19 protein-coding genes and 1 tRNA gene are annotated in these 19,691 nt (G+C 65.4%); 11 read left to right on the top strand and 9 right to left on the bottom strand.

Features of this window, described 5'->3' with window-relative positions; genetic code table 11:
- The first annotated feature begins 106 nt into the window (after positions 1-106).
- Positions 107-700, top strand: coding sequence for a CDP-diacylglycerol--glycerol-3-phosphate 3-phosphatidyltransferase (gene pgsA / locus B0I00_RS04095; RefSeq protein ID WP_100866042.1), 594 nt, complete (start codon positions 107-109; stop codon positions 698-700).
- Here pgsA and B0I00_RS04090 read toward each other — a convergent pair whose 3' ends face one another.
- Both B0I00_RS04090 and rnd read right to left on the bottom strand, forming a co-directional pair.
- Positions 701-1,597 carry a hydrogen peroxide-inducible genes activator gene (locus B0I00_RS04090; RefSeq protein ID WP_100866041.1) on the bottom strand — a complete coding sequence of 299 codons (897 nt, stop codon included), beginning with the start codon at positions 1,595-1,597 and terminating at the stop codon, positions 701-703.
- Positions 1,594-2,805: a ribonuclease D gene (gene rnd, locus B0I00_RS04085; protein ID WP_100866040.1), complete on the bottom strand. Its 1,212-nt coding sequence runs from the start codon at positions 2,803-2,805 to the stop codon at positions 1,594-1,596. Before rnd ends, B0I00_RS04090 begins: the two co-directional genes overlap by 4 nt.
- Before the next feature lie 116 nt (positions 2,806-2,921).
- Between rnd and aspS the strand changes: the two genes are divergently transcribed.
- The 4 genes from aspS to mltG all read left to right on the top strand — a co-directional run bounded on the left by aspS (position 2,922) and on the right by mltG (position 7,396).
- Positions 2,922-4,703, top strand: a complete 1,782-nt coding sequence (gene aspS / locus B0I00_RS04080; RefSeq protein WP_100866039.1) for an aspartate--tRNA ligase — start codon at positions 2,922-2,924, stop codon at positions 4,701-4,703.
- A 90-nt stretch (positions 4,704-4,793) separates the two neighbouring features.
- Positions 4,794-5,030 carry an acyl carrier protein gene (locus tag B0I00_RS04075; protein WP_100866038.1) on the top strand — a complete coding sequence of 79 codons (237 nt, stop codon included), beginning with the start codon at positions 4,794-4,796 and terminating at the stop codon, positions 5,028-5,030.
- Positions 5,031-5,156: 126 nt separating this feature from the next.
- Positions 5,157-6,419 carry a beta-ketoacyl-ACP synthase II gene (gene fabF / locus B0I00_RS04070; protein WP_100866037.1) on the top strand — a complete coding sequence of 421 codons (1,263 nt, stop codon included), beginning with the start codon at positions 5,157-5,159 and terminating at the stop codon, positions 6,417-6,419.
- 2 nt (positions 6,420-6,421) lie between these two features.
- Positions 6,422-7,396: an endolytic transglycosylase MltG gene (gene mltG, locus B0I00_RS04065; RefSeq protein WP_100866036.1), complete on the top strand. Its 975-nt coding sequence runs from the start codon at positions 6,422-6,424 to the stop codon at positions 7,394-7,396.
- Here mltG and B0I00_RS04060 read toward each other — a convergent pair.
- Positions 7,393-8,385 (bottom strand): aldo/keto reductase, encoded by a 993-nt coding sequence (locus B0I00_RS04060; RefSeq protein WP_100866035.1) that lies wholly within the window; start codon positions 8,383-8,385, stop codon positions 7,393-7,395. The genes mltG and B0I00_RS04060 overlap by 4 nt on opposite strands.
- A gap of 17 nt (positions 8,386-8,402) precedes the next feature.
- Positions 8,403-10,361: an alkyl/aryl-sulfatase gene (locus tag B0I00_RS04055; protein ID WP_100866034.1), complete on the bottom strand. Its 1,959-nt coding sequence runs from the start codon at positions 10,359-10,361 to the stop codon at positions 8,403-8,405.
- A gap of 122 nt (positions 10,362-10,483) precedes the next feature.
- Between B0I00_RS04055 and B0I00_RS04050 the strand changes: the two genes are divergently transcribed.
- From B0I00_RS04050 to B0I00_RS04040, 3 genes are all read left to right on the top strand, one after another.
- Positions 10,484-11,026: a 2'-5' RNA ligase family protein gene (locus tag B0I00_RS04050; RefSeq protein WP_100866033.1), complete on the top strand. Its 543-nt coding sequence runs from the start codon at positions 10,484-10,486 to the stop codon at positions 11,024-11,026.
- A gap of 64 nt (positions 11,027-11,090) precedes the next feature.
- A tRNA-Met gene (locus B0I00_RS04045) sits at positions 11,091-11,167 on the top strand.
- 96 nt (positions 11,168-11,263) lie between these two features.
- Positions 11,264-12,043 (top strand): tyrosine-protein phosphatase, encoded by a 780-nt coding sequence (locus B0I00_RS04040; protein WP_100866032.1) that lies wholly within the window; start codon positions 11,264-11,266, stop codon positions 12,041-12,043.
- Here the strand turns inward: B0I00_RS04040 and B0I00_RS04035 are convergent.
- Positions 12,040-12,909 carry an alpha/beta fold hydrolase gene (locus tag B0I00_RS04035; RefSeq protein ID WP_100866031.1) on the bottom strand — a complete coding sequence of 290 codons (870 nt, stop codon included), beginning with the start codon at positions 12,907-12,909 and terminating at the stop codon, positions 12,040-12,042. The two genes, B0I00_RS04040 and B0I00_RS04035, sit on opposite strands and share 4 nt — an antisense overlap.
- A gap of 116 nt (positions 12,910-13,025) precedes the next feature.
- Here B0I00_RS04035 and trxB point away from each other — a divergent pair, with 116 nt between their 5' ends.
- On the top strand, positions 13,026-13,988 hold the full coding sequence (gene trxB, locus B0I00_RS04030) for a thioredoxin-disulfide reductase (protein WP_100866030.1): 963 nt from the start codon (positions 13,026-13,028) through the stop codon (positions 13,986-13,988).
- A gap of 14 nt (positions 13,989-14,002) precedes the next feature.
- On the opposite strand, the gene B0I00_RS04025 is transcribed toward trxB, so the two are convergent.
- Genes B0I00_RS04025 through B0I00_RS04010 form a run of 4 tightly spaced genes read right to left on the bottom strand, consistent with a single transcriptional unit; the run spans position 14,003 to position 16,766 of the window.
- On the bottom strand, positions 14,003-14,797 hold the full coding sequence (locus tag B0I00_RS04025; RefSeq protein WP_100866029.1) for a hydrolase 1, exosortase A system-associated: 795 nt from the start codon (positions 14,795-14,797) through the stop codon (positions 14,003-14,005).
- Positions 14,794-15,474, bottom strand: a complete 681-nt coding sequence (locus B0I00_RS04020; protein ID WP_100866028.1) for a hypothetical protein — start codon at positions 15,472-15,474, stop codon at positions 14,794-14,796. Before B0I00_RS04020 ends, B0I00_RS04025 begins: the two co-directional genes overlap by 4 nt.
- Complete coding sequence (locus tag B0I00_RS04015) at positions 15,471-15,734, bottom strand: acyl carrier protein (RefSeq protein WP_100866027.1); 264 nt, start codon at positions 15,732-15,734, stop codon at positions 15,471-15,473. Before B0I00_RS04015 ends, B0I00_RS04020 begins: the two co-directional genes overlap by 4 nt.
- A 33-nt stretch (positions 15,735-15,767) precedes the next feature.
- Positions 15,768-16,766, bottom strand: coding sequence for a GNAT family N-acetyltransferase (locus tag B0I00_RS04010; RefSeq protein ID WP_232730103.1), 999 nt, complete (start codon positions 16,764-16,766; stop codon positions 15,768-15,770).
- Positions 16,767-16,797: 31 nt separating this feature from the next.
- On the opposite strand from B0I00_RS04010, the gene B0I00_RS04005 reads away from it, so the two are divergent.
- Positions 16,798-18,321 carry an acyl-CoA ligase (AMP-forming), exosortase A system-associated gene (locus B0I00_RS04005; RefSeq protein WP_100866025.1) on the top strand — a complete coding sequence of 508 codons (1,524 nt, stop codon included), beginning with the start codon at positions 16,798-16,800 and terminating at the stop codon, positions 18,319-18,321.
- Entirely contained in the window at positions 18,318-19,544 is a 1,227-nt protein-coding gene (locus tag B0I00_RS04000; RefSeq protein ID WP_100866024.1) for a pyridoxal-dependent decarboxylase, exosortase A system-associated, read from the top strand. The genes B0I00_RS04005 and B0I00_RS04000 overlap by 4 nt, the downstream gene beginning before the upstream one ends.
- Positions 19,545-19,691: the final 147 nt, after the last annotated feature.

Genomic DNA, 19,691 nt, shown 5'->3' with positions numbered 1-19,691 from the left:
GCTTTGCGGCAGCCCCGGTTGGCGCGGACCCTAGCGCCTGATCCCTTGCGGACAAGCCCCCAAAGCCCCCTTTTGCGCAACCTCCATCGCGGCTATTCGTGACACGATGATGTCGCTGCCCAACATCCTGACGCTGTCACGGATCGTCACCCTGCCCTTGCTGGCGTTCCTGTTGTGGTGGCCTGACTGGGCCTGGGGCTATCTGCTCGCCTTCGGGCTCTACTGCCTGATGGGCATTACCGATTACTTCGACGGCTATCTCGCCCGGTCGAGCGGGACGGTCAGCAAGCTCGGCATATTCCTCGATCCGATTGCCGACAAGATCATGGTCGCGACCGTCATCCTGGTGCTGGCGGCGCAGGGCGTTCTGCGCGGGCCGTTCGTCGGCGACGCGCACGTCATCGCCGGTCTGATCATCCTTGCCCGCGAGATCGCGGTATCGGGTCTGCGCGAGTTCCTCGGCGGGCTGCAGGTCTCGGTGCCGGTCAGCCGCCTCGCCAAGTGGAAGACGACCTTCCAGATGGTCTGCCTCGGTTCGCTGATCCTCGGCAATGCCTTGCCCTGGTGGAACGTCTGGCTGGGCAGCCTTGAAATCAACGTGCCGCACACGGTCGGCCTGACGACTCTGTGGGCTGCCGCCGCGCTGACCGTGATCACGGGTTGGGATTACCTGCGCGTCGGGCTCAAGCACATGGATTGATCAACCCGCGCGCAATTCCTCGGCCAGCAGTCTGAACTCGTCCGAGCGGGGTGAGTTCTTACGCCAGACCAGCGCGATTTCGCGGTTGGCGGTGTCGCTCTTAAGCGGACGGGCGATGACGTTGGTTCCGTTGAGGATGCCGGCATCGACCGCCATTTCGGGCAGCATTGTGAGGCCAAGGCCGTTGTCGACCATTTGCACGAGGGTGTGGAGCGACGTGCCGATCATCGTCGCGCTGGCCCGCAGTTCGGGGCGGTTGCAGGCGGCGAGGGCATGTTCCTTGAGGCAGTGCCCGTCTTCGAGCAACAGCAGGCGATTCTCGTCGATCAGGTCGGCGCTGATTTCCTCGGGCGGGTCGCGCGGGTCGTCCTTGGGGAAGGCGACCCACAGCGCGTCGAGTTCGATCACTTCCTTTTCGACTTCGCCCGTGGCGAAGGGCAGGGCGAGCAGCACGCAATCGGAGCGGCCGTGGTGGAGCGATTCGATCGCCGCCGCGCTGGTTTCTTCGCGCAAATAGAGCTTCAGCTGCGGCCGTTCCTGGCGCAGGCGCGGCAGCATCCGGGGAAGGAGGAACGGCGCAATCGTGGGAATGACGCTCATCCGCACTTCGCCCGACAGCGGCTGGCCGGCAGAGCGGACCATGTCGGCCAGTTCCTCGGCCTCGCGCAGCAGGCGGTGCGCCTTGGCCACGACCTGGTTGCCGAGCGGGGTGAAGCGCACGGCGCGCTTGGTTCGCTCAACCAGGGTCACGCCAAGCAGCATTTCCAGATCGCGCAGGCCAGCCGAAAGCGTCGATTGCGATACGAAGCTGGCGTCCGCAGCGCGGCCGAAATGGCCGTGTTCGTGGAGGGCAACCAGGTATTGCAACTGCTTCAGGGTCGGCAGGTAGGCGCTCATTCGGCGGCGGCTTCCTCGGCCGGCGGTGCGGGCTGTCCGCCGATTTCGTCGATGTGGGCCATCTTGAGCCGGCCCTTGACCACCGCGAAAGCCAGCTTGCCTTCGACCAGTTCGAGTGCGTCGCGGCCGAAGACTTCGTAGCGCCATCCTTCGAGCAGCGCCAGTTCGCGCACGCCGGCGGCGAGCAGTTCGAGGTCTTCGCTTCGGGCGAGCAGACGCGCCGCGACGTCGATCTCGCGGCTGCGGATCTTGAGCAGCAGCTTGAGCAGGTCGGCGACCAGCGCGCCTTCCTTGCCCAGCGGCGCGCCGCGCGGGGTGCGCGGGGGCAATTCGGCGTCGGTCAGCGGGGACGATCCCTCGATCGCGGCCATCAGCCGCTTGCCGATCTCGTTGTCCTTCCAGCCCGGCGAAAGCCCGCGCACCTTGGCAAGATCGTCCTGCCTCTTGGGCGGGTGGCTGGCGATGTCGGCCAAGGTCTCGTCACGAGCGATGCGGCCGCGCGGGATGTTCTTGTCCTGCGCTTCCAGCTCGCGCCACTGGGCGATGGCCTTGAGCCGTCCGAGCATGGCCGGATTGCGGCCCGCCGCCTTGATCCGCTGCCACGACAGGGAGGGGTCGTTGCGATAGCCGGCCGGATCGGCCAGCTTCTCCATCTCGATGTCGAGCCACACCCCGCGCCCGGTCTTCTTCAGCCGGGCAAGTATCTTGGGAAAGATCCGCGCCAGGTGGGTGACGTCGCCGATCGCGTATTCGATCTGCCGCTCGGTCAGCGGGCGGCGCGACCAGTCGGTAAAACGCGCGCCCTTGTCGACCATGATGCCGAGCCAGGCCTCCACCAGGTTCGAATAGCCGATCTGTTCGCTCTGGCTGATCGCCATCATCGCGATCTGGGTGTCGAAGATCGGGTGCGGCGTGCGCCCGGTCAGGTTATAGATGATCTCGACGTCCTGGCCGCCGGCGTGAAAGACCTTCAGCACGTCCTCGTTGTCGACCAGCAGGTCGAGCAGCGGAGTCAGGTCGATGTCCTTGGCGAGCGGGTCGATCGCCGCCGCTTCCTCGGTGTCGGCCACCTGGATCAGGCACAGTTCGGGCCAGTAGGTGTTCTCGCGCATGAATTCGGTGTCGACGCAGATGAAATCGGCTTTCGATAACCGGGTGCACAGGTCCGCAAGCGCGGCGGACGTGGTAATCAATGGGTGTATCTTCATCGTTCTTTTCTGTAGGTGACCCCGGCTGGGGCCTCGGCTTGACAAAAGCGCGGGATTCGCCTGTTAGCCCGCGCTTTCGCCCCTGCATCAAAGTGGGCCGCTTGGAAAGAGTTTCGATGCATCTTTATCGTTCGCACACCTGTGGCGCCCTGCGCGCCGACCACGTCGGCGAGACCGTCCGCCTCTCGGGCTGGATCCACCGCAAGCGCGACCATGGCGGCGTGCTGTTCGTCGACCTGCGCGATCACTATGGCCTGACCCAGATCGTCGCCGACGTCGACAGCCCGGCCCTGGCCGTGCTCGAAGGCGCGCGCGTGGAATCGGTCGTGACGATCGACGGCGTGGCGAAGGCGCGCAGCGAAGGCACCGTCAACCCGAACCTGCCGACCGGCGCGATCGAGGTCTATGCCAGGGGCGCGACCGTGCTGAGCCGGGCCGAGGAACTGCCTCTGCCGGTGGCGGGCGAACAGGAATACCCCGAGGACGTGCGCCTGCGCTACCGCTTCCTCGACCTGCGCCGCGAGACGCTCCACGCCAATATCGTCAAGCGCACCCAGATCATTTCCGAAACGCGCAAGCGCATGGAAGCGATCGGGTTCACCGAATATTCGACCCCGATCCTCACCGCCTCGAGCCCGGAGGGCGCGCGCGACTTCCTGGTCCCGAGCCGCATCCACGCCGGCAAGTTCTTTGCCCTGCCGCAGGCTCCGCAGCAGTACAAACAGCTGCTGATGGTGGCCGGGTTCGACCGCTATTTCCAGATCGCCCCGTGCTTCCGCGACGAGGATCCGCGCGCTGATCGCCTCCCCGGCGAGTTCTACCAGCTCGACCTCGAAATGAGCTTCGTCACCCAGGAAGAAGTCTGGGACACGATGGAGCCGGTGATGGCCGGCGTGTTCGAAACCTTCGCCGAGGGCCGCAAGGTCACGCCGGCGGGCGAGTTTCCGCGCATCCCCTACGCCCAGGCGATGCTCGACTACGGCACCGACAAGCCGGACCTGCGCAACCCGCTGATCATCCGCGACGTGACCGGCGAGTTCACATCGTCGGGCTTCGGCCTGTTCGAGAAGATCGTCGGGTCGGGCGGCGTCGTGCGCCTGATCCCGGCGCCGAACACCGCGGGCCTCAGCCGCAAGTTCTTCGACGACATGAACGAATGGGCGCGCAGCGAAGGCCATGCCGGCCTCGGCTATGCCACCCGCAAGCAGGGCGAGTTCGGCGGTCCGATCGCCAAGAACCACGGCGCCGACAAGATGGCTGCGCTGTGGGATTCGCTCGGCCTCGGCCCCGATGACGGCGCCTTCTTCGCCGCCGGCAACGAGGCCCAGGCCGCCAAGCTGGCCGGCGCGGCGCGCGTGCGCGTGGGCGAACAGCTCGACCTGGTCGAAAAGGACGCTTTCCGGTTCTGCTGGATCGTCGACTTCCCGTTCTACGAATGGGACGAGGACAACAAGAAGGTCGATTTTGCCCACAATCCCTTCTCGATGCCGCAGGGTGGGCTCGAGGCTTTGGAAACGCAGGATCCGCTTACGATCAAGGCCTTCCAGTACGACATGGTTTGCAACGGCTATGAACTGGCCTCGGGCTCGATCCGCAACCAGCACCCCGACCTGATGGTCAAGGCGTTCGAACTGACCGGCCTGACCAAGGCCGACGTCGAGGAACGCTTTGGCGGGATGTACCGCGCCTTCCAGTTCGGCGCACCGCCACACGGCGGCATGGCGGCCGGCGTCGACCGCATGGTCATGCTGCTGTGCGGGGTGCAGAACCTGCGCGAAATCACGCTGTTCCCGATGAACCAGCGGGCCGAGGACCTCTTGATGGGAGCGCCCTCGCTGCCCGAGCCCAAGGCCCTGCGCGAGCTTCACATTCGTATTGTTGAGCCGCCCAAAGGGTAAGTTGATCGCGCCCCTCTTGCCTTAGTCCGCGCCGTTCTCTAGGGCGCATTGCAACACCTGTTTATCTGCCGTTCACGAAGGGAATAATCCATGAGCGACACCGCTGACCGCGTTAAGAAGATCGTTGTCGAGCACCTTGGCGTCGAAGCCGACAAGGTCACCGAAGATGCCAGCTTCATCGACGATCTGGGCGCCGACAGCCTCGACATCGTCGAACTCGTCATGGCCTTCGAAGAAGAATTCGGCGTTGAGATCCCCGACGACGCAGCTGAGAAGATCAGCACCGTTTCGGATGCGATCAAGTACATCAACGAACACAAGGGCTGACCGCCCTGACACAGGGCCGTCCGACTTCGCGCCAGGCATCTGCTGCGTTGACGGAAATCAAGGTCTTTGACAGGCTCAGCCCCTAACGGGCTGGGCCTGTTGCATTTTCGAGTTTGGAGAGCGTGAATGCGTCGTGTTGTCGTAACCGGTCTAGGTCTTGTCACTCCGCTAGGCGGCGATGTCGAGACCACCTGGGCCAACCTGATCGCCAGCAAGAGCGGGGCAGGGCAGATCACCCGGTTCGACGCGTCGAACCAGAAGGCGACGATTGCCTGCGAAGTGAAGGGCAAGGATCATGAATACGGCTTCGATCCGGACAAGCGGATCGATCCCAAGATCCAGCGCCAGGTCGATCCGTTCATAGTTTACGGCCTCGACGCGGCCGGGCAGGCGCTCGAGGACGCGGGCCTTACCGAAATGGACGAGGCAACCCGCGAACGCGCCGGCGTATCGATCGGCGCCGGGATCGGCGGCCTTCCGGGGATAGAATACGAATCCGTCAACCTGCACGAACGCGGCCCGGGCCGGGTCAGCCCGCACTTCGTCCACGGCCGCATCATCAACCTGATCAGCGGCCAGGTCTCGATCCGCTATGGCCTGATGGGGCCGAACCATGCGGTGGTGACCGCCTGCTCGACCGGGGCGCATTCGATCGGCGATGCCGCCCGCATGATCAAGGACGGCGACGCCGACATCATGCTGGCGGGCGGCTCGGAATCGACGGTGAATCCGCTCGGAATCGCCGGCTTCGCCCAAGCGCGCGCGCTCAACACCAGCATGAACGACCGCCCCGAAGCGGCCAGCCGTCCCTATGACAAGGACCGCGACGGCTTCGTCATGGGCGAGGGCGCCGGCGTTGTCGTGCTCGAGGAATATGAGCACGCCAAGGCTCGCGGCGCGAAGATCTACGCCGAAGTGGTCGGCTACGGTCTATCGGGCGATGCCTATCACGTCACCGCGCCGCATCCCGAAGGCAAGGGGGCCGAACTGTCGATGCGCATGGCGATGCGCAAGGCGGGGATGGAACCGGGCGACATCGACTATGTCAACGCCCACGGCACCTCGACCATGGCCGATACGATCGAACTGGCCGCGGTCAAGCGCGTGCTGGGCAATGACTTGGGCGGCGCTTCGATGAGCAGCACCAAGTCGGCAATCGGGCACCTGCTGGGCGGGGCCGGCGCGGTCGAGACGATCTTCTGCATCCTCGCGATCCGCGACCAGATCGTGCCGCCGACGCTCAACCTCGACAATCCGGACGAGGGCACCGAAGGCGTCGACCTCGTCCCGCACAAGGCCAGGAAGCGCCCGGTACGCGCCGCGCTGAACAATTCGTTCGGCTTTGGCGGGACCAATGCCTCGGTCATCGTCAAGGCGGTTGAAGACTGATGATGGGGTCGCGGCGGGGTTGCCTGCCGACCGTCCTGGCCGTTGTGCTAGTGCTGGCCGCGCTCGGCTGGTTCTTCGGCGGTTGGTATGCTTCCGGGCCGCTGGCCAAGGAAACCGCCTTCGTCGTCCCCGAAGGATCGAGCCTGTCTTTGGTCGCCGACAAGCTGGAACGCAACGGCGCGATCGCTTCGGCGGGTGCGTTCAAGCTGCGCGCGCGCATCCTGTCGGGTGGCGCCCCCATCAAGGCGGGCGAGTTCCTGCTGCCCAAGGGCGCCAGCCCGAGCCGGATCCTGCGAATCATCCAGGGTGATGAAGTGCTGCGCCGCTTCGTCACCGTGCCCGAGGGGATGCCCTCGATCATGGTCTATGAACGGCTGATGGCGCAGCCCAACCTGACCGGAACGATCGAAGTGCCGACCGAAGGGTCGATCCTCCCCGACACCTACGAGATCGAGAAGGGTGAAAGCCGACAGGCCGTGCTGCTGCGGATGCAGGCGGCGATGCGGCGCACGCTGGCCGAATTGTGGCCCAAGCGGGCCAAGGATATTGCCGTGTCAACCCCGGCCGAAGCTTTGGCCCTGGCCTCGATCGTCGAAAAGGAGACCGGCAAGCCCGCCGAGCGCAGGGTGGTGGCCGGGCTCTATTCCAACCGGCTCAAGCAGGGGATCATGCTGCAGGCAGATCCGACGATCATCTATCCGATCACCAAGGGCAAACCGCTCGGCCGGCGGATCCGGCAGTCTGAAATCCAGGCGGTGAACGATTACAACACCTATTCGATGGTCGGTCTGCCCAAGGGGCCGATCACCAACCCCGGCCGCGCCAGTATCGAGGCAGTGCTGAACCCGGCCAAGACCGACGCGCTTTACATGGTGGCAGACGGCACCGGCGGGCACCAGTTTGCCACGACGCTGGAAGAGCACAACGCCAACGTCGAGAAATGGTACGCCCTGCGCAAGGCGCGCGGCGACTTCTAACGCCCGGTCATTTCCTCCATCGCCGGAAGATAGCGCGCACCGACGATCTCGACCTGCTGGCTGGCCGCATCCAGCCCCGCGATAACCTGCGGGTCAAGCGTCAGGTCGGCGGCGGCGATGTTCTCTTCCAACCGGACCGTCTTAGTCGTTCCCGGGATCGGCACCACATCGTCGCCCTTGGCCAGCAGCCAGGCGAGGGCAACCTGGGCCGGCGTTGCGCCAAGCGGGCCTGCCACCTCGCGAACCTTGTCGACCAGCGCCTGGTTCGCGGCGACCGCTTCGGCCTGGAAACGAGGGAGTCGCGAACGGAAATCACCCTTTTCGAAGACGGTATCCGCTGTGATCGCTCCGGTCAGAAACCCGCGTCCCAGCGGGCTGTAGGGGACAATGCCGATGCCGAGTTCGCGCAAGGTGGGCAGAACGTCCCTTTCTATTTCGCGTTGCCACAGCGACCATTCGCTTTGCAGAGCCGCAACCGGCTGTACGGCATGAGCGCGGCGGATGGTCTGGGCCGCGGCTTCCGACATGCCGAAGTGCCTGACCTTGCCCGACCGGACAAGGTCAGCAACCGTCCCGGCCACCTCCTCGATCGGCACGGCAGGATCGACGCGGTGCTGATACAGCAGGTCGATCCGGTCGGTCCGCAGACGCGTGAGGGAGGCATCGACAACCGCGCGAATGTGATCGGGTCGGCTGTCCGCCCGCGGCCCCTGCGCGGGGTCGGCGGTCAGGTCGAAACCGAACTTGGTGGCGATCACCACTTGATCGCGGATCGGTTCCAGCGCCTCGCCCAGCAGTTCCTCGTTCGCGAAAGGGCCGTAGACTTCGGCGGTATCGAAGAACGTTACCCCGCGTTCGGCCGCGCTCCGCAGCAGGGCGATCATAGCAGCCTTGTCGGGACGCTCGCCGTAGGCATAGCTCATCCCCATGCAGCCCAGGCCAAGTGCGCTCACCGTCAGGCCGGACGTACCAAGAGTTCGTTGCTTCATGCTTTGGCTCCGCAGCTTCAGGGTTCGGCGATGTTGAAACCAGACGACAAGGGATCGATGGCATCAAGCCATTTCTGCGCCAGGTCGCGGTTGCCTTCGATCTTCAGGCCGGCAGCCTCGAGCTGGGCCAGCGGCAGTTTGAGGAACAGCAGTCCGAGCACCAGCCGGCGGGGCGCGGTGATCGTCACATCGGGCTCGGCTTGCGGCGTCATGCGCGCGAACATCGTCGTGCCGGTCAGTTCGACCCCGGCGTTTTCGCGCCGTTCGGGCATGACGAGGTTGATTGTGGCGGTGTGGCCGCTAAAGCGCGCCGAATCGAACCGTGTCGCGACCGAATCGAGCAAAAGCTGAGTCGGCACGGCTGCGATCAGGTCGGCGCTCTGGGTGTTGGTCGCGCCCGGCTTGTAGCCCTGCCGCAAATCGCGGGCGGCGGACAGGAACTGGTTGCGCCAGATCCCGCTCTCCGCCTGGTAGCCTTGCTGCTCGTAGCTGTCGGCCAGCAGCGCACGGGCCTGCCTGTTGGCCGCATCTGCAAAGACCACCTGGTTGAGCAGGTCCGACGACCAGCGATAGTCGCCCGATGCCATGGCCTTGCGGGCCAGAGCGATGACTTTCCTCGCGCCGCCCAGAGCCGCGACATAGCGCGTCGCCCGCTCGACCGGCGGCCAGGGATCGAGGTTTGCCGGATTGGCGTCGTACCAGCCAAGGTAGAACTGGTAGACCGCCTTCGAATTGTGGCTGTAGGTGCCGTAGTAGCCGTGGTTGTACCACTGCGCGGCCAGCGCCGCCGGCTGCGTCAGGCCTTCCGCGACTTCGGCGGGGCCGGCGCCCTGGTTCATCCGTCGCACGCTCTGGTCGTGCAGGTAGCGGTAGTTGTCGCGCTGCGAGGCAAGCATTCCCGCCACTTCAGCCTGACCGAAGCGGGGCCAGCAATGGCTCGACAGGACGACATCGCTGCGCCCGCCATAAAGCCTCAAGGCCTCGTCTAGGAAGCCGGCCCAGGCGTGGGTGTCGCGCACCTTCGCCCCGCGCGGGGTCAGGATGTTGTGGAGCGAACAGGTTGACATCTCGGCCGACAGGAAGGCCCTGGCCGGGGCGACATAGACGTTGAGTTCGGACGGCGCCTCGCTGCCCGAGACAATCTGGAATTCGAGCGCGATGCCATCGATCGTGCGGGTCTCGCCGGTCTTTTCGATCAGGTCGGTCGGGGCGATCAGGGTGATCTCCCCTGCCGCGACGCCCATGCCGATGCCGCTGCCCATCTGACCTTGCGGACCGGGCGCGATTCCCGCGCCGAACTGGTAGTTGGCGCGTCGGCCCATGGCGGCGCCGGCCATGATGTTTTCGGACGCGGCTTCCTCGGTAAAGCGGGCCGGGGCGATGATCGGCACCTTGCGTGCCGCGGCGTCGAGCTCGTCGATCACGCCGCGCACGCCGCCGAAATGGTCGGCGTGGCTGTGACTATAGATCACAGCGCTGACCGGCCGCTTGCCAAGCTGGGCGTTTACCAGCTCGAGCGCCGCCGCTGCCGTCTCGCGAGTGGTCAGCGGATCGACCACGATCCAGCCGGTCGCCCCGCGAACGACGGTCATGTTCGACACGTCAAAGCCGCGCACCTGCCAGACACCGTCGGCCACGGCATAGAGGCCGGCGGCCTTGAGGTGCTTCATCTCGCGCCAAAGCGACGGGTTGACCGTGGCCGGGGCAGGGCCTTCGACAAAGGCATAGGCATCGGTCCGCCAGACCGTCCGCCCCTGCGCACCGGCAATGACCGGATCGGTTCGCGTGGCCACGAAACCGCGCGCTGCATAATCGGCATCGCGACCGTCCTCGGCAGGAAGCGAGGCAGCGACTTCGGCTTGCCGGGCGACTGTGGCGGGGCTGGCGGGCTTGGGACCTTCGGGCGTCTGCGCGCCGGCAAGCGCCGGGCCTGCGGCAAGGGCTGCCAGCCCGACGATCGTGGAAAGCGGCTTCATCGTTTGTTGTCCCCTCCGCTGCCTTTTGCGCGAGTGTGGCGGCGATGGCCGCGCGACACAAGAACCAAGCCTTGCCGGGAACCAAGGTGGACCAGGGTGGTTAAACCAGTAAGGTGCGGGCCATGGCTTCAGTCCCTCCCTCCAGGCCGTCGCCCGCACCGTTCATCGTCACAGCCGAGCTGCCGCCCGCGATCTTTTCGTGGGCCAATGCCCTGCGACAGGCCCACTTTCCGCCCGAACGCAACGTGCTTGCCGCCCACGTTACCCTGTTCCACAGCTTCGCTCCGTCACTGCGCGAAGAATTGCTGCGCACCTTGGGTGGTCTCGCCAAGGAACTCGCGCCGCCCGACGCGGTAGTCGACGGACTGATGAACCTTGGCGGCGGAACAGCGCTCGCCATCCGCAGCCCCGGGATGCTAGCCGTGCGGGATCGGATCGCGCGACAGTTCCACGGGGCGCTGACCAGGCAGGACCAGCACGAACCGCGGCTCCACATCACCGTGCAGAACAAGGTCTCGCCCCAGGCGGCGCGTGCGCTTCAGGCCGACCTCGTCGGCTATACTCCGCGCGCGTTCCGCTTCACCGGGCTGGGGCTCCACCTCTATCTCGGTCCGCGCTGGGACGCGCTGGGGACGTGGTCGTTTCGCGGAAAAGAGTACGCTTGACCCGCGCCGATGCGCACCCTATGTGCGCCGCCTGCCCCGGCGATGCCGGGTGCTGCCATGGCATGGCGGAGTAGCTCAGCAGGTTAGAGCAGCGGAATCATAATCCGCGTGTCGGGGGTTCGAGTCCCTCCTCCGCTACCATCTCCAATCATCCTTCGTGGAGCCAAGACGCCGGTTCGTGACCGCATAGCGTTCCTTTGCTTGCATCGCTGCGGCCAAGCTGGCACCGCGAGAGCCATGTCTACGATCCGCGCCCTCCCGCTCGACGCCGTCAACAATTTTCGCGACTACGGCGGCTATCGCACCAGTGACGGCCGCCGCGTGCGGTCGGGCGTGCTGTGGCGTTCGGCCCAGCACGGCGAGGCGAGCGACAGCGATCTCGACGCGATCCACGCGCTCGGGATCACCCGGGTGATCGACCTGCGGGGACCATCCGAGCGCGAAGCCAGCCCGTGTCGCCGTCACCCCGATTTCAGCGCCGAGGTGTGGTACCATCCCGAAGAGACGGCAGGCCTTGCGCTCCACACCGAAGCCGCCGAAGGCACGCTGACGGCCGACGATGCCCGCGCTGCCATGCTGCGGCTTTACGACGGGATCGCATACCGCGAGAACCTGGTGCCGATGATCAAGGTCTATTTCGATCTGTTGTCGCGCAATGACGACCCCAGCCTGGTGCATTGCGTGGCTGGAAAGGATCGTACCGGCTTCGCCGTGGCGATGATGCATGAGGCGCTGGGCGTCCACCGTGACGACGCCATGGCGGACTATGTTGCCACCAATACCGAGAGCAGGCTCGAACAACGCATTGCCAGCGGGGCGTTTCGCGACCTGCCGCGCTATGCCAGGTTCGATACGGACGCGGTCCGCGCGCTGTGGGGCGTTGAGGAAAGCTATCTGGCGACGGCCTACGCCGCCATTCGCGAGCGGTCGGGCAGCGTCGACGCCTATCTCACCGAGGTGCTGGAACTCGATCCGGCGCGCCGCGAGGCTTTGCGCGCGCTCTACCTCGAAGGTTAGAGGAAGGCGCGCACTTCGCGCATGAAACGGTCAAACTGGTCGTGGTGCAGCCAGTGGCCGGCGTTCTCGAACTCGATCACGCGATAGTTCTTGAATTTCATCGCGCGCCCGTCCGTCTCCGGATTGGAGGCCCAGCTGTCGGCACCGTAGAGGAACAGGATCGGGCAGGTGATTGCGCTCCAAAGCTCGTTGGTGCGCTCCTCGGGTGCATCCTCGAACGGCCAGACGTTCAGGTAGGGGTCGAACTTCCAGCTCCAGGTCCCGTCCTCGTTCCGGCTGGCGCCGTGGATCGTGAGGTGCCGCGCCTGTTCGTCGGTAAGGAAGCTGTTCTCCTCCTTCATGCGGGCGAAGGCGGCTTCGATCGTCGGGTAGCGGCGCGGAACCCGGCCTGAAGCCGCGCGCCGATCCTCGATCCACTTGCGGAAGCGGTTGGGATAACCCGCGGCTTCGCGTTCGGCGCGGACCTTGGGCGAGGGGCCGAGCCCCTCGATGTTGACGAGCTTGCGGACCTTTTCCGGGTAGAGCCCGGTAAACCGCGTCGCCACGTTCCCGCCGAGCGAATGCGAAACGATCGTCACCTGATCATGCCCCAGCGTGTGCACCAGCTGCGCGAAGTCATAGACGTAGGCGTTCATGTCGTAGTTGCCGTCGGGCGCCCAGGCGCTGTCGCCGTGGCCGCGAAGGTCAGGCGCGATGACGTGCCAGTCGCGGGCCAGTTCCTCGGCCACCCAGTCCCAGCTGCGCGCGTGGTCGCGCCCACCGTGCTGCAGGATCAGCGGCGGCTTGTCGGGACTGCCCCAATCGACGTAATGCAGCCGCAGCCGCTGCGAGATGAAGCTGTTCGAGGTGGGGCCATGGATCGTCATGGCTGGCCTTTGCTACCAAGCGCGCGGCGCGTCAACTTGTGGGGAACCGCGGTCTCCGGTTTGCGCAATGGCCGCGCGCTTCCTACATGCGGGCCGAACCAGACCGGGATTGACCAATGGCCACGCACACCACCAAGATGCTCATCATCGGATCGGGCCCTGCGGGCCTGTCCGCTGCGATCTATGGCGCCCGCGCCGGGCTCGAGCCGATCGTCGTGCAGGGGCTGCAGCCGGGCGGGCAACTGACCATCACCACCGATGTCGAAAACTATCCCGGTTTTCGTGACGTGATCCAGGGGCCGTGGCTGATGCAGGAAATGCAGGCTCAGGCCGAGCACGTCGGCACGCGCATGCTGTGGGACACGATCACCAGCGTCGACCTGTCCGGCCCACCGTTTCGGGCCGTGGGAGACAGCGGCGACATCTACGAGGGCGAAACGCTGGTCATTGCCACCGGCGCCCAGGCCAAATGGCTTGGCGTGCCGGGCGAGGAACAGCTGTCAGGCAAGGGCGTATCAGCCTGCGCCACCTGCGACGGCTTCTTCTACCGCGGCAAGAAGGTGGTGGTCATCGGCGGCGGAAACACCGCCGTGGAAGAGGCGCTCTATCTCACCAACCATTCGCAGGATGTCACCCTGATCCACCGCCGCGATTCGCTGCGCGCGGAAAAGATCCTGCAAGACCGGCTTTTCGCCCATCCCAACATCAAGGTGCTGTGGAACAAGGCCGTCGAGCGATTTGTCGGCGACGAAACCGGCCTCACCGGCGTCGCCCTGCGCGACACTGTCACGGGCGCCGAATCGCTCGAGTCGACCCAGGGCGCGTTCGTCGCGATCGGGCACGCGCCCGCAACCGAACTGTTCAAGGGGCAGCTTCCGGTCGATGCCGGCGGTTACCTGATCGTCGACCCGGGTACGCCCAAGACGTCGATCCCCGGGGTGTTCGCCTGCGGCGATGTCATGGACCACACCTATCGCCAGGCCGTAACGGCGGCCGGTACGGGCTGCATGGCCGCGCTCGACGCCGAGCGCTTCGTCGCGCTTCGCCAGCATGAAAAGGTCCAGTCAGCCGCCTGGTAAGGCCAAGCCGCGCCTCAGGCTGCGCGCAGCACCGCCAGGATCCGGTCTTCCAGCCAGAGGCGCGCATCGGTTTCGACAAAGCTGTGGGTGGCGCCAGGGCACAGCTCCATTCGCGGATCGGCGCGGTTCCAGTGATCAAGAAAGGCAAGGCCGGTACGGTCGCGCCCGGCCACCAGGAGCGCGACCGGCCCGGCAAACTCCGCCAGTCCCGCCGTCATAGCCTGGTGAAGGCGGCTTGGCGGCGCATCGGCCGCGACGGCGTCCCTGAGGCTCGATGCAAAGCCGCTGATCGCTACCTTTCCGGACAGCAGTCGCAGCCACGCGCGCGGATCGGCAAGACGGCGCAGGTAATGGCCCCGCAGTCGCTGCGGTGTCATCGTTGGCGATGCTTCAAAGCTCAGTCCCGCCGGGTCGAACGGCCATGGATTGGCCAGGACCAGCGCATCGAAGCCCTTGCCGGCCGTCAGCATCAGCGCGCTGGCCGCGTCGCAGTTTCCGAAAGCGACGAGGCGCGCAAGGTTTGGCGCTTCGGCGCGAAAGGCCTGCCCGGCCGCATCGATATCGTCCCCATTCGACCTGAAGCCGAGGTTCACGCCCTCGCTGTCACCCACCCCGCGCCGGTCGAAGCGGAAGACCGGAAATCCCGCCGCGGCGATGCGGTCGGCGAGAAGGGCCTGGCCGCTCCACGGGCCTGACCGCACCTCGTTCCCGCCGCTGACAATGACCAGACCGGTCGTTCCACGCGCTTCGTCGAGCGTGCCGGCCAGGAGGCTGCCATGGCAGGGAAAGGTGAAGTGGCGGCGGGTCATGCCGCGACGCCCATGGCCACCACGGCGGCAAGCGCATCGGCCTGCGCCGGATCAAAGTCCGGTTCGGCGCGCAGCCACAGCGGCGCACCGCCGATCGTCGCGTGATCGATCGTGGCAATAGCCTTGCGTTCGGGCGGTATCAGGGATTGCAGCTGGCGCAGCGTTTCGCCGGACAGGCGATACCCGGCCAGTTCGAGACCGTCTTCAACCCCTTCCGCCAACAACCCGTCGACCGTCTCGTCAAGACCGGCTTCTCGCCCGGCGATAACCCGCGCGCGCAGCAGGGTCTTGAGCAGCGTCGCACCCTTGACCGGGGCGTAGTGCCAACCGCCAAGGCGGGGAGGGAGCAGAAGTCCGCCGCCGCGAATTGCCAGAACCTGCGTTGCGGCGAAGTGCCGCGCCGCCGCGTGAACCGCGGTCGCCCAGTCCTCGGGTTCGACCAGCGACAGGTCTTGCCGGCTTTCGTTGCAGCCCGGCAGGTCTGGGAGCAGGCTGTCGATCCCCGCCGCGTCGAGCCGGCGCATGACCTCGACCGTGAAGCGGCGCAGCCTGTTCGCTTCGTCGAGAAGCGCTGGGATGACGAGCAGACGCGCCGCGCGACCCCGATCGAAGGATAGCGCATATTCGTTCGCGACGCCGCCGCCGGGGAGCGGGCAAGGGTAGGCGCCTGGCGTCACGCCGCCTCGCGCTTGGCCTCGACGAAGGCCAACAGGGAGCCGTAGGTTTCGAACAGGTCGCCATCGACCTCGTCCTCGTCGATGACGATGGCAAACCGATCCTCAAGCTCGGTCAGCAGGCCGGCAACGGCCATCGAATCAAGCTCCGGCAGATGCCCGAACAGCCCCGTGTCGGACCGGAACGCGTCCGCCTGTCCGGCCTTGAGGCCCAGAACGTCGGACAGGACGCGCCGCAGGATTTCGTCGGTCGTGGCAGTCATGGCAATCAGCAGTCCTCGAACGGTTGCCGAGCCTTATCCCCGCCCGGCCGCGCGGCGCAAGGCGTGTCGGGCGATAATCGGCCAATTGCCCGGGCGCAGCGGTCGCACAATGTCGAGCCGGAAGAGCGGGCGCTGCATGTTCATCCAGTCGCGCTTGAAGGGATCGTTGCCGGTGCCGAAGTCGACCTCGGCGACTTTGTCGCGGTCGATGACTTCCTCAAGCAGTGCGGCGGTCAGGACCGAGCCGGGGGAAAGATGGCCCGCATCGTCCAGGTGGGCGAGCTTGTGGATAAAGGCCGTCCCATTCTCGACCGACCATAGCTGGGCGGCAACCGGTCGGTCTCCGTCGAAAGCTAGGCCCATCAACAGGCGCCCGGCCGCGCCTTCTTCCTCGGCAAAGCGCCGCAGGAATGCCGGACTCCCTTCTGGAGGCTTCCAGCTTTCTCTGTAAATATTCTCATATAATTCATAGCTTTGATTATCAAAGTTACGAAACATCCTGATTTTGAGCTTGCCGCTCTTGCGCTTGAGCGTGGTCCGCAGGTTACCCGCTCGTCCGCGCAGGTACTGAGGGAAACCTCGGCCCCCGACCTGCAAGCGGTGGTTGGTGTCGACCTGATCGCACCAGACCATCCATCCTGCCCGCCGAAAAGCGCTTTGCAGCACGATCGCGTCGTCCTTGCCGAGCTTTTCGAGAACGACGCGTCCGGTCCTGGCGGTCAGATCCCACGCAAGCGCCCCGGCGAGATCGTCGCGGGGAGGCGTGGTCGAGCTCACCGCCGCCAGCCGGAACGTGTACCAGTTCTGCAGCCCGGCTAGTTCGCGGCCCATGCGCATCAGCGGCAGGACGAAGCGATCGACACCGTTGCTGGAAACAGCGATCAGTGGCTGCAATCCGCACGTGTCGGCGAGGTTGCGCCACCACTCGAGGCGATCGAACGGGGTGAGTGCCCGGGGTGCCGCGAGCAGCGCCGCAAGTGCGGGGTCGCCTTGCACTTCGCCAAGATCATCGTGATAAGTAACCACGATCACGCCTATACCCCCCGGGAGTTCCATAGTTTCCGTGCTTGCCGAACCGCTTTCCTCGATCCGTACGCTTGATTGCCTCGCGCTGCGGGGACGTGACGAAGACCCCGCGCTCGTCTTGCGCGAAGGCGTCATGTGCTACAAGCAATTAAGGGACCGTGTTGCCGCGCTAGCCGGCTGGCTCCGCGCGCAGGTTCCGGAGCCGGGCGCAAGGGTCGCGACGTGGGCGAGCAAGGGCGAACTGACCTGTCTCATGCCGCTTGCCGCAGCGAGAGCAGGGCTGGTCCATGTCCCGGTCAACCCATTGCTCAAACGAGCGCAAGTGGCGCACATTCTTTCCGACAGCGAAACGTCGTTGTTGATAGCGACACGAAATCGTCTCGATACATTGCTTGAGGAAGATATTCCAAGTTATTGTAAAATAGAGTCTGAAGGCGAAGTTGTCGCCAGATACCCGGCATCGACACATCTCGACGATGCGATTGGCAAACCAGACGATCTGGCCGCCATCCTCTATACGTCAGGATCGACGGGACGGCCGAAGGGCGTGATGCTGACCCATGCCAACATGTGGCTGGGTGCGGAGAGCGTCGCGCGCTATCTTGATCTCAAAGCAGACGACAAGGCCCTGGCCGTGCTGCCCTTGTCGTTCGATTATGGGCAGAACCAGTTGTTTTCGCACTGGTTTGTCGGGGGCAGCGTGGTGCCGCTCGACTACTTGACGGCGCGCGACGTGGTGAAGGCGGTATCGCGTCATGTAATAACGACGCTGGCGGCCGTGCCGCCGCTGTGGGTGCAGCTGGTCGAACTGTCCTGGCCCGCCGAGGCCGTCGCGCCGCTGCGCCGGCTGACCAATAGCGGTGGGGCTCTGACCGTGGCCCTGGTGCGATCCCTGCGAGCCCAGTTTCCTGCGGCGCGGCTGTTTCCGATGTACGGGTTGACCGAGGCGTTTCGCTCGACATTCCTCGATCCGGCGCTTGTCGATGACCATCCGACTTCGATGGGCCGCGCCATTCCCTACGCCGAGATCCTCGTGATCGACGATGACGGGCAGGTGGCCGCCGACAACGCCGAAGGCGAACTGGTCCACTGCGGGCCGCTGGTCGCGCGCGGATACTGGCAGGATGCCGAGCGTACGGCCGAGCGTTTTCGCCCGGCGCCGGCGGCTTCCGAATACGGCGGTACCGCCGTGTGGAGCGGCGACCGCGTCAGCCGCGATGCAGAGGGGCTGCTTTATTTCGTCGGCCGGCGCGACGCGATGATCAAGAGCGCGGGCAATCGCATCAGCCCGCAGGAAATCGAGGACGCGGCGCTGGCCACCGGACTGATCGCCGAGGCTGTTGCGCTGGGTGTGAAGGATGACCGGTTGGGCCAGGCGGTCGAACTTGTCGTCCGAGCCCGTGCAGGCCATTCAGGTCAAGAAGACGATTTCCGATCCATGCTATTGAAAGAACTGCCGAACTTCATGCAACCACGTTTCATTCACTGGCGCGACACTCTGCCGTTGTCGGCTAATGGCAAGATCGATCGCGTCGCGCTTGCGAAGGAACTGGCCGTTTGAAACCGCTCGGGCCCATCCCTCCAGGCTACGTGACAATCGATGGCGAGCTGGCCGTTGCGGGGCACAAGGCGAGCGAACTTGTCGCGATCGCCGGTTCGACCCCGGTCTTCGTCTATTCGGCCGCTCATATCGAGCGGCGCGTTGCCCGGTTGCGCGAAGCCATGCCGGAACGGCTGGCACTGCATTATGCGGTCAAGGCTAACCCATTCGGGCCGGTAGTCGATCTCCTCGATCCACTGGTCGATGGCTTCGACGTGGCGTCGGGCGGCGAACTTTCTATTCTGCAGGGCCGCTCCGTCGCGGCGGAACGGATCAGCTTTGCTGGACCGGGCAAGCGCGATACGGAGCTGGAGCAGGCCGTCGGGGCAGGGGTCACGCTCAATCTCGAATCTGCCGGTGAGGCGGACCGTGCGCTGGCCGTGGCCGACCGCCTCGGGGTCACGCCGCGACTTGCAATCAGGGTCAATCCGGACTTCGATCTCAAGGGATCGGGCATGAAGATGGGCGGCGGCGCCAAGCCATTCGGAGTCGATGCCGCCGAGGTGCCGGCGCTGGCCCGCCGGGTAATCGCGTCAGGCGCGGAGTGGCAAGGCTTTCACATCTTTGCCGGCAGCCAGTCGCTCGACAGCGCGGCCATTGCCGAGACCCAGGCCGCCACGCTCGATCTTGCCGCCCGATTGGCATCGGAGATCGGCCAGGCGCTGCCGCACTGCAACCTCGGTGGAGGGCTTGGCATCCCCTATTTTCCCGGCGACGAGCCTGTCGACCTGGCGCTCGTCGGGAGCCGGCTTGCCGATGCGTTCGAGCGCCTGCCGGAAATCCTGCGAGAAACCCGATTCTGCCTTGAAATGGGCCGCTATCTTGTTGGAGAGGCTGGAATTTACTTAACACAGATCGTAGACCGGAAGGCCAGCCATGGCGAGATCTTCCTGGTCGTCGACGGGGGGCTGCATCACCAGCTCGCCGCGAGCGGCAATTTCGGGACGGTCGTGCGCCGCAATTACCCCGTCGCGATCGCCAGCCGCTTCGACTCACCGGTCGAGGAGCAAGCCAGCGTCGTCGGATGCCTGTGCACCCCGCTTGATCGCCTCGCCGACAAGGCGGGATTTCCGAAGGCGGACGTCGGCGACCTTGTCGCCGTGTTCTGCGCCGGGGCCTATGGTGCCAGCGCCAGTCCGGCGCAATTCCTGGGGCATGGACCCGCCGTGGAACTGCTTGTTTAGATTGTTCATTCCGCCCGTTCCGAATCGGGACTTCGGCGACAAAACCCACTGAAATCGCGGCAGTTCACTACAAGGCTAACGCAATGTTCACCCTTTTCCGCGATAGCGAACGGTGAATAGCTGGGTCGGCAGGCGGGGGTGCATTTT

This window comes from Novosphingobium kunmingense (assembly GCF_002813245.1).
Classification (GTDB): Bacteria; Pseudomonadota; Alphaproteobacteria; order Sphingomonadales; family Sphingomonadaceae; genus Novosphingobium; species Novosphingobium kunmingense.
Note: the sequence above shows the minus strand (reverse complement) of the source record. Positions and strands in the feature narration are given on the sequence as shown.

Excerpts from the sequence above, each read along its gene's own strand:
- pgsA (WP_100866042.1), top strand. The coding sequence starts at position 107 with ATGATGTCGCTGCCCAACATCCTGACGCTGTCACGGATCGTCACCCTG.
- B0I00_RS04090 (WP_100866041.1), bottom strand. The coding sequence starts at position 1,597 with ATGAGCGCCTACCTGCCGACCCTGAAGCAGTTGCAATACCTGGTTGCC.
- rnd (WP_100866040.1), bottom strand. The coding sequence starts at position 2,805 with ATGAAGATACACCCATTGATTACCACGTCCGCCGCGCTTGCGGACCTG.
- aspS (WP_100866039.1), top strand. The coding sequence starts at position 2,922 with ATGCATCTTTATCGTTCGCACACCTGTGGCGCCCTGCGCGCCGACCAC.
- B0I00_RS04075 (WP_100866038.1), top strand. The coding sequence starts at position 4,794 with ATGAGCGACACCGCTGACCGCGTTAAGAAGATCGTTGTCGAGCACCTT.
- fabF (WP_100866037.1), top strand. The coding sequence starts at position 5,157 with ATGCGTCGTGTTGTCGTAACCGGTCTAGGTCTTGTCACTCCGCTAGGC.
- mltG (WP_100866036.1), top strand. The coding sequence starts at position 6,422 with ATGGGGTCGCGGCGGGGTTGCCTGCCGACCGTCCTGGCCGTTGTGCTA.
- B0I00_RS04060 (WP_100866035.1), bottom strand. The coding sequence starts at position 8,385 with ATGAAGCAACGAACTCTTGGTACGTCCGGCCTGACGGTGAGCGCACTT.
- B0I00_RS04055 (WP_100866034.1), bottom strand. The coding sequence starts at position 10,361 with ATGAAGCCGCTTTCCACGATCGTCGGGCTGGCAGCCCTTGCCGCAGGC.
- B0I00_RS04050 (WP_100866033.1), top strand. The coding sequence starts at position 10,484 with ATGGCTTCAGTCCCTCCCTCCAGGCCGTCGCCCGCACCGTTCATCGTC.
- B0I00_RS04040 (WP_100866032.1), top strand. The coding sequence starts at position 11,264 with ATGTCTACGATCCGCGCCCTCCCGCTCGACGCCGTCAACAATTTTCGC.
- B0I00_RS04035 (WP_100866031.1), bottom strand. The coding sequence starts at position 12,909 with ATGACGATCCATGGCCCCACCTCGAACAGCTTCATCTCGCAGCGGCTG.
- trxB (WP_100866030.1), top strand. The coding sequence starts at position 13,026 with ATGGCCACGCACACCACCAAGATGCTCATCATCGGATCGGGCCCTGCG.
- B0I00_RS04025 (WP_100866029.1), bottom strand. The coding sequence starts at position 14,797 with ATGACCCGCCGCCACTTCACCTTTCCCTGCCATGGCAGCCTCCTGGCC.
- B0I00_RS04015 (WP_100866027.1), bottom strand. The coding sequence starts at position 15,734 with ATGACTGCCACGACCGACGAAATCCTGCGGCGCGTCCTGTCCGACGTT.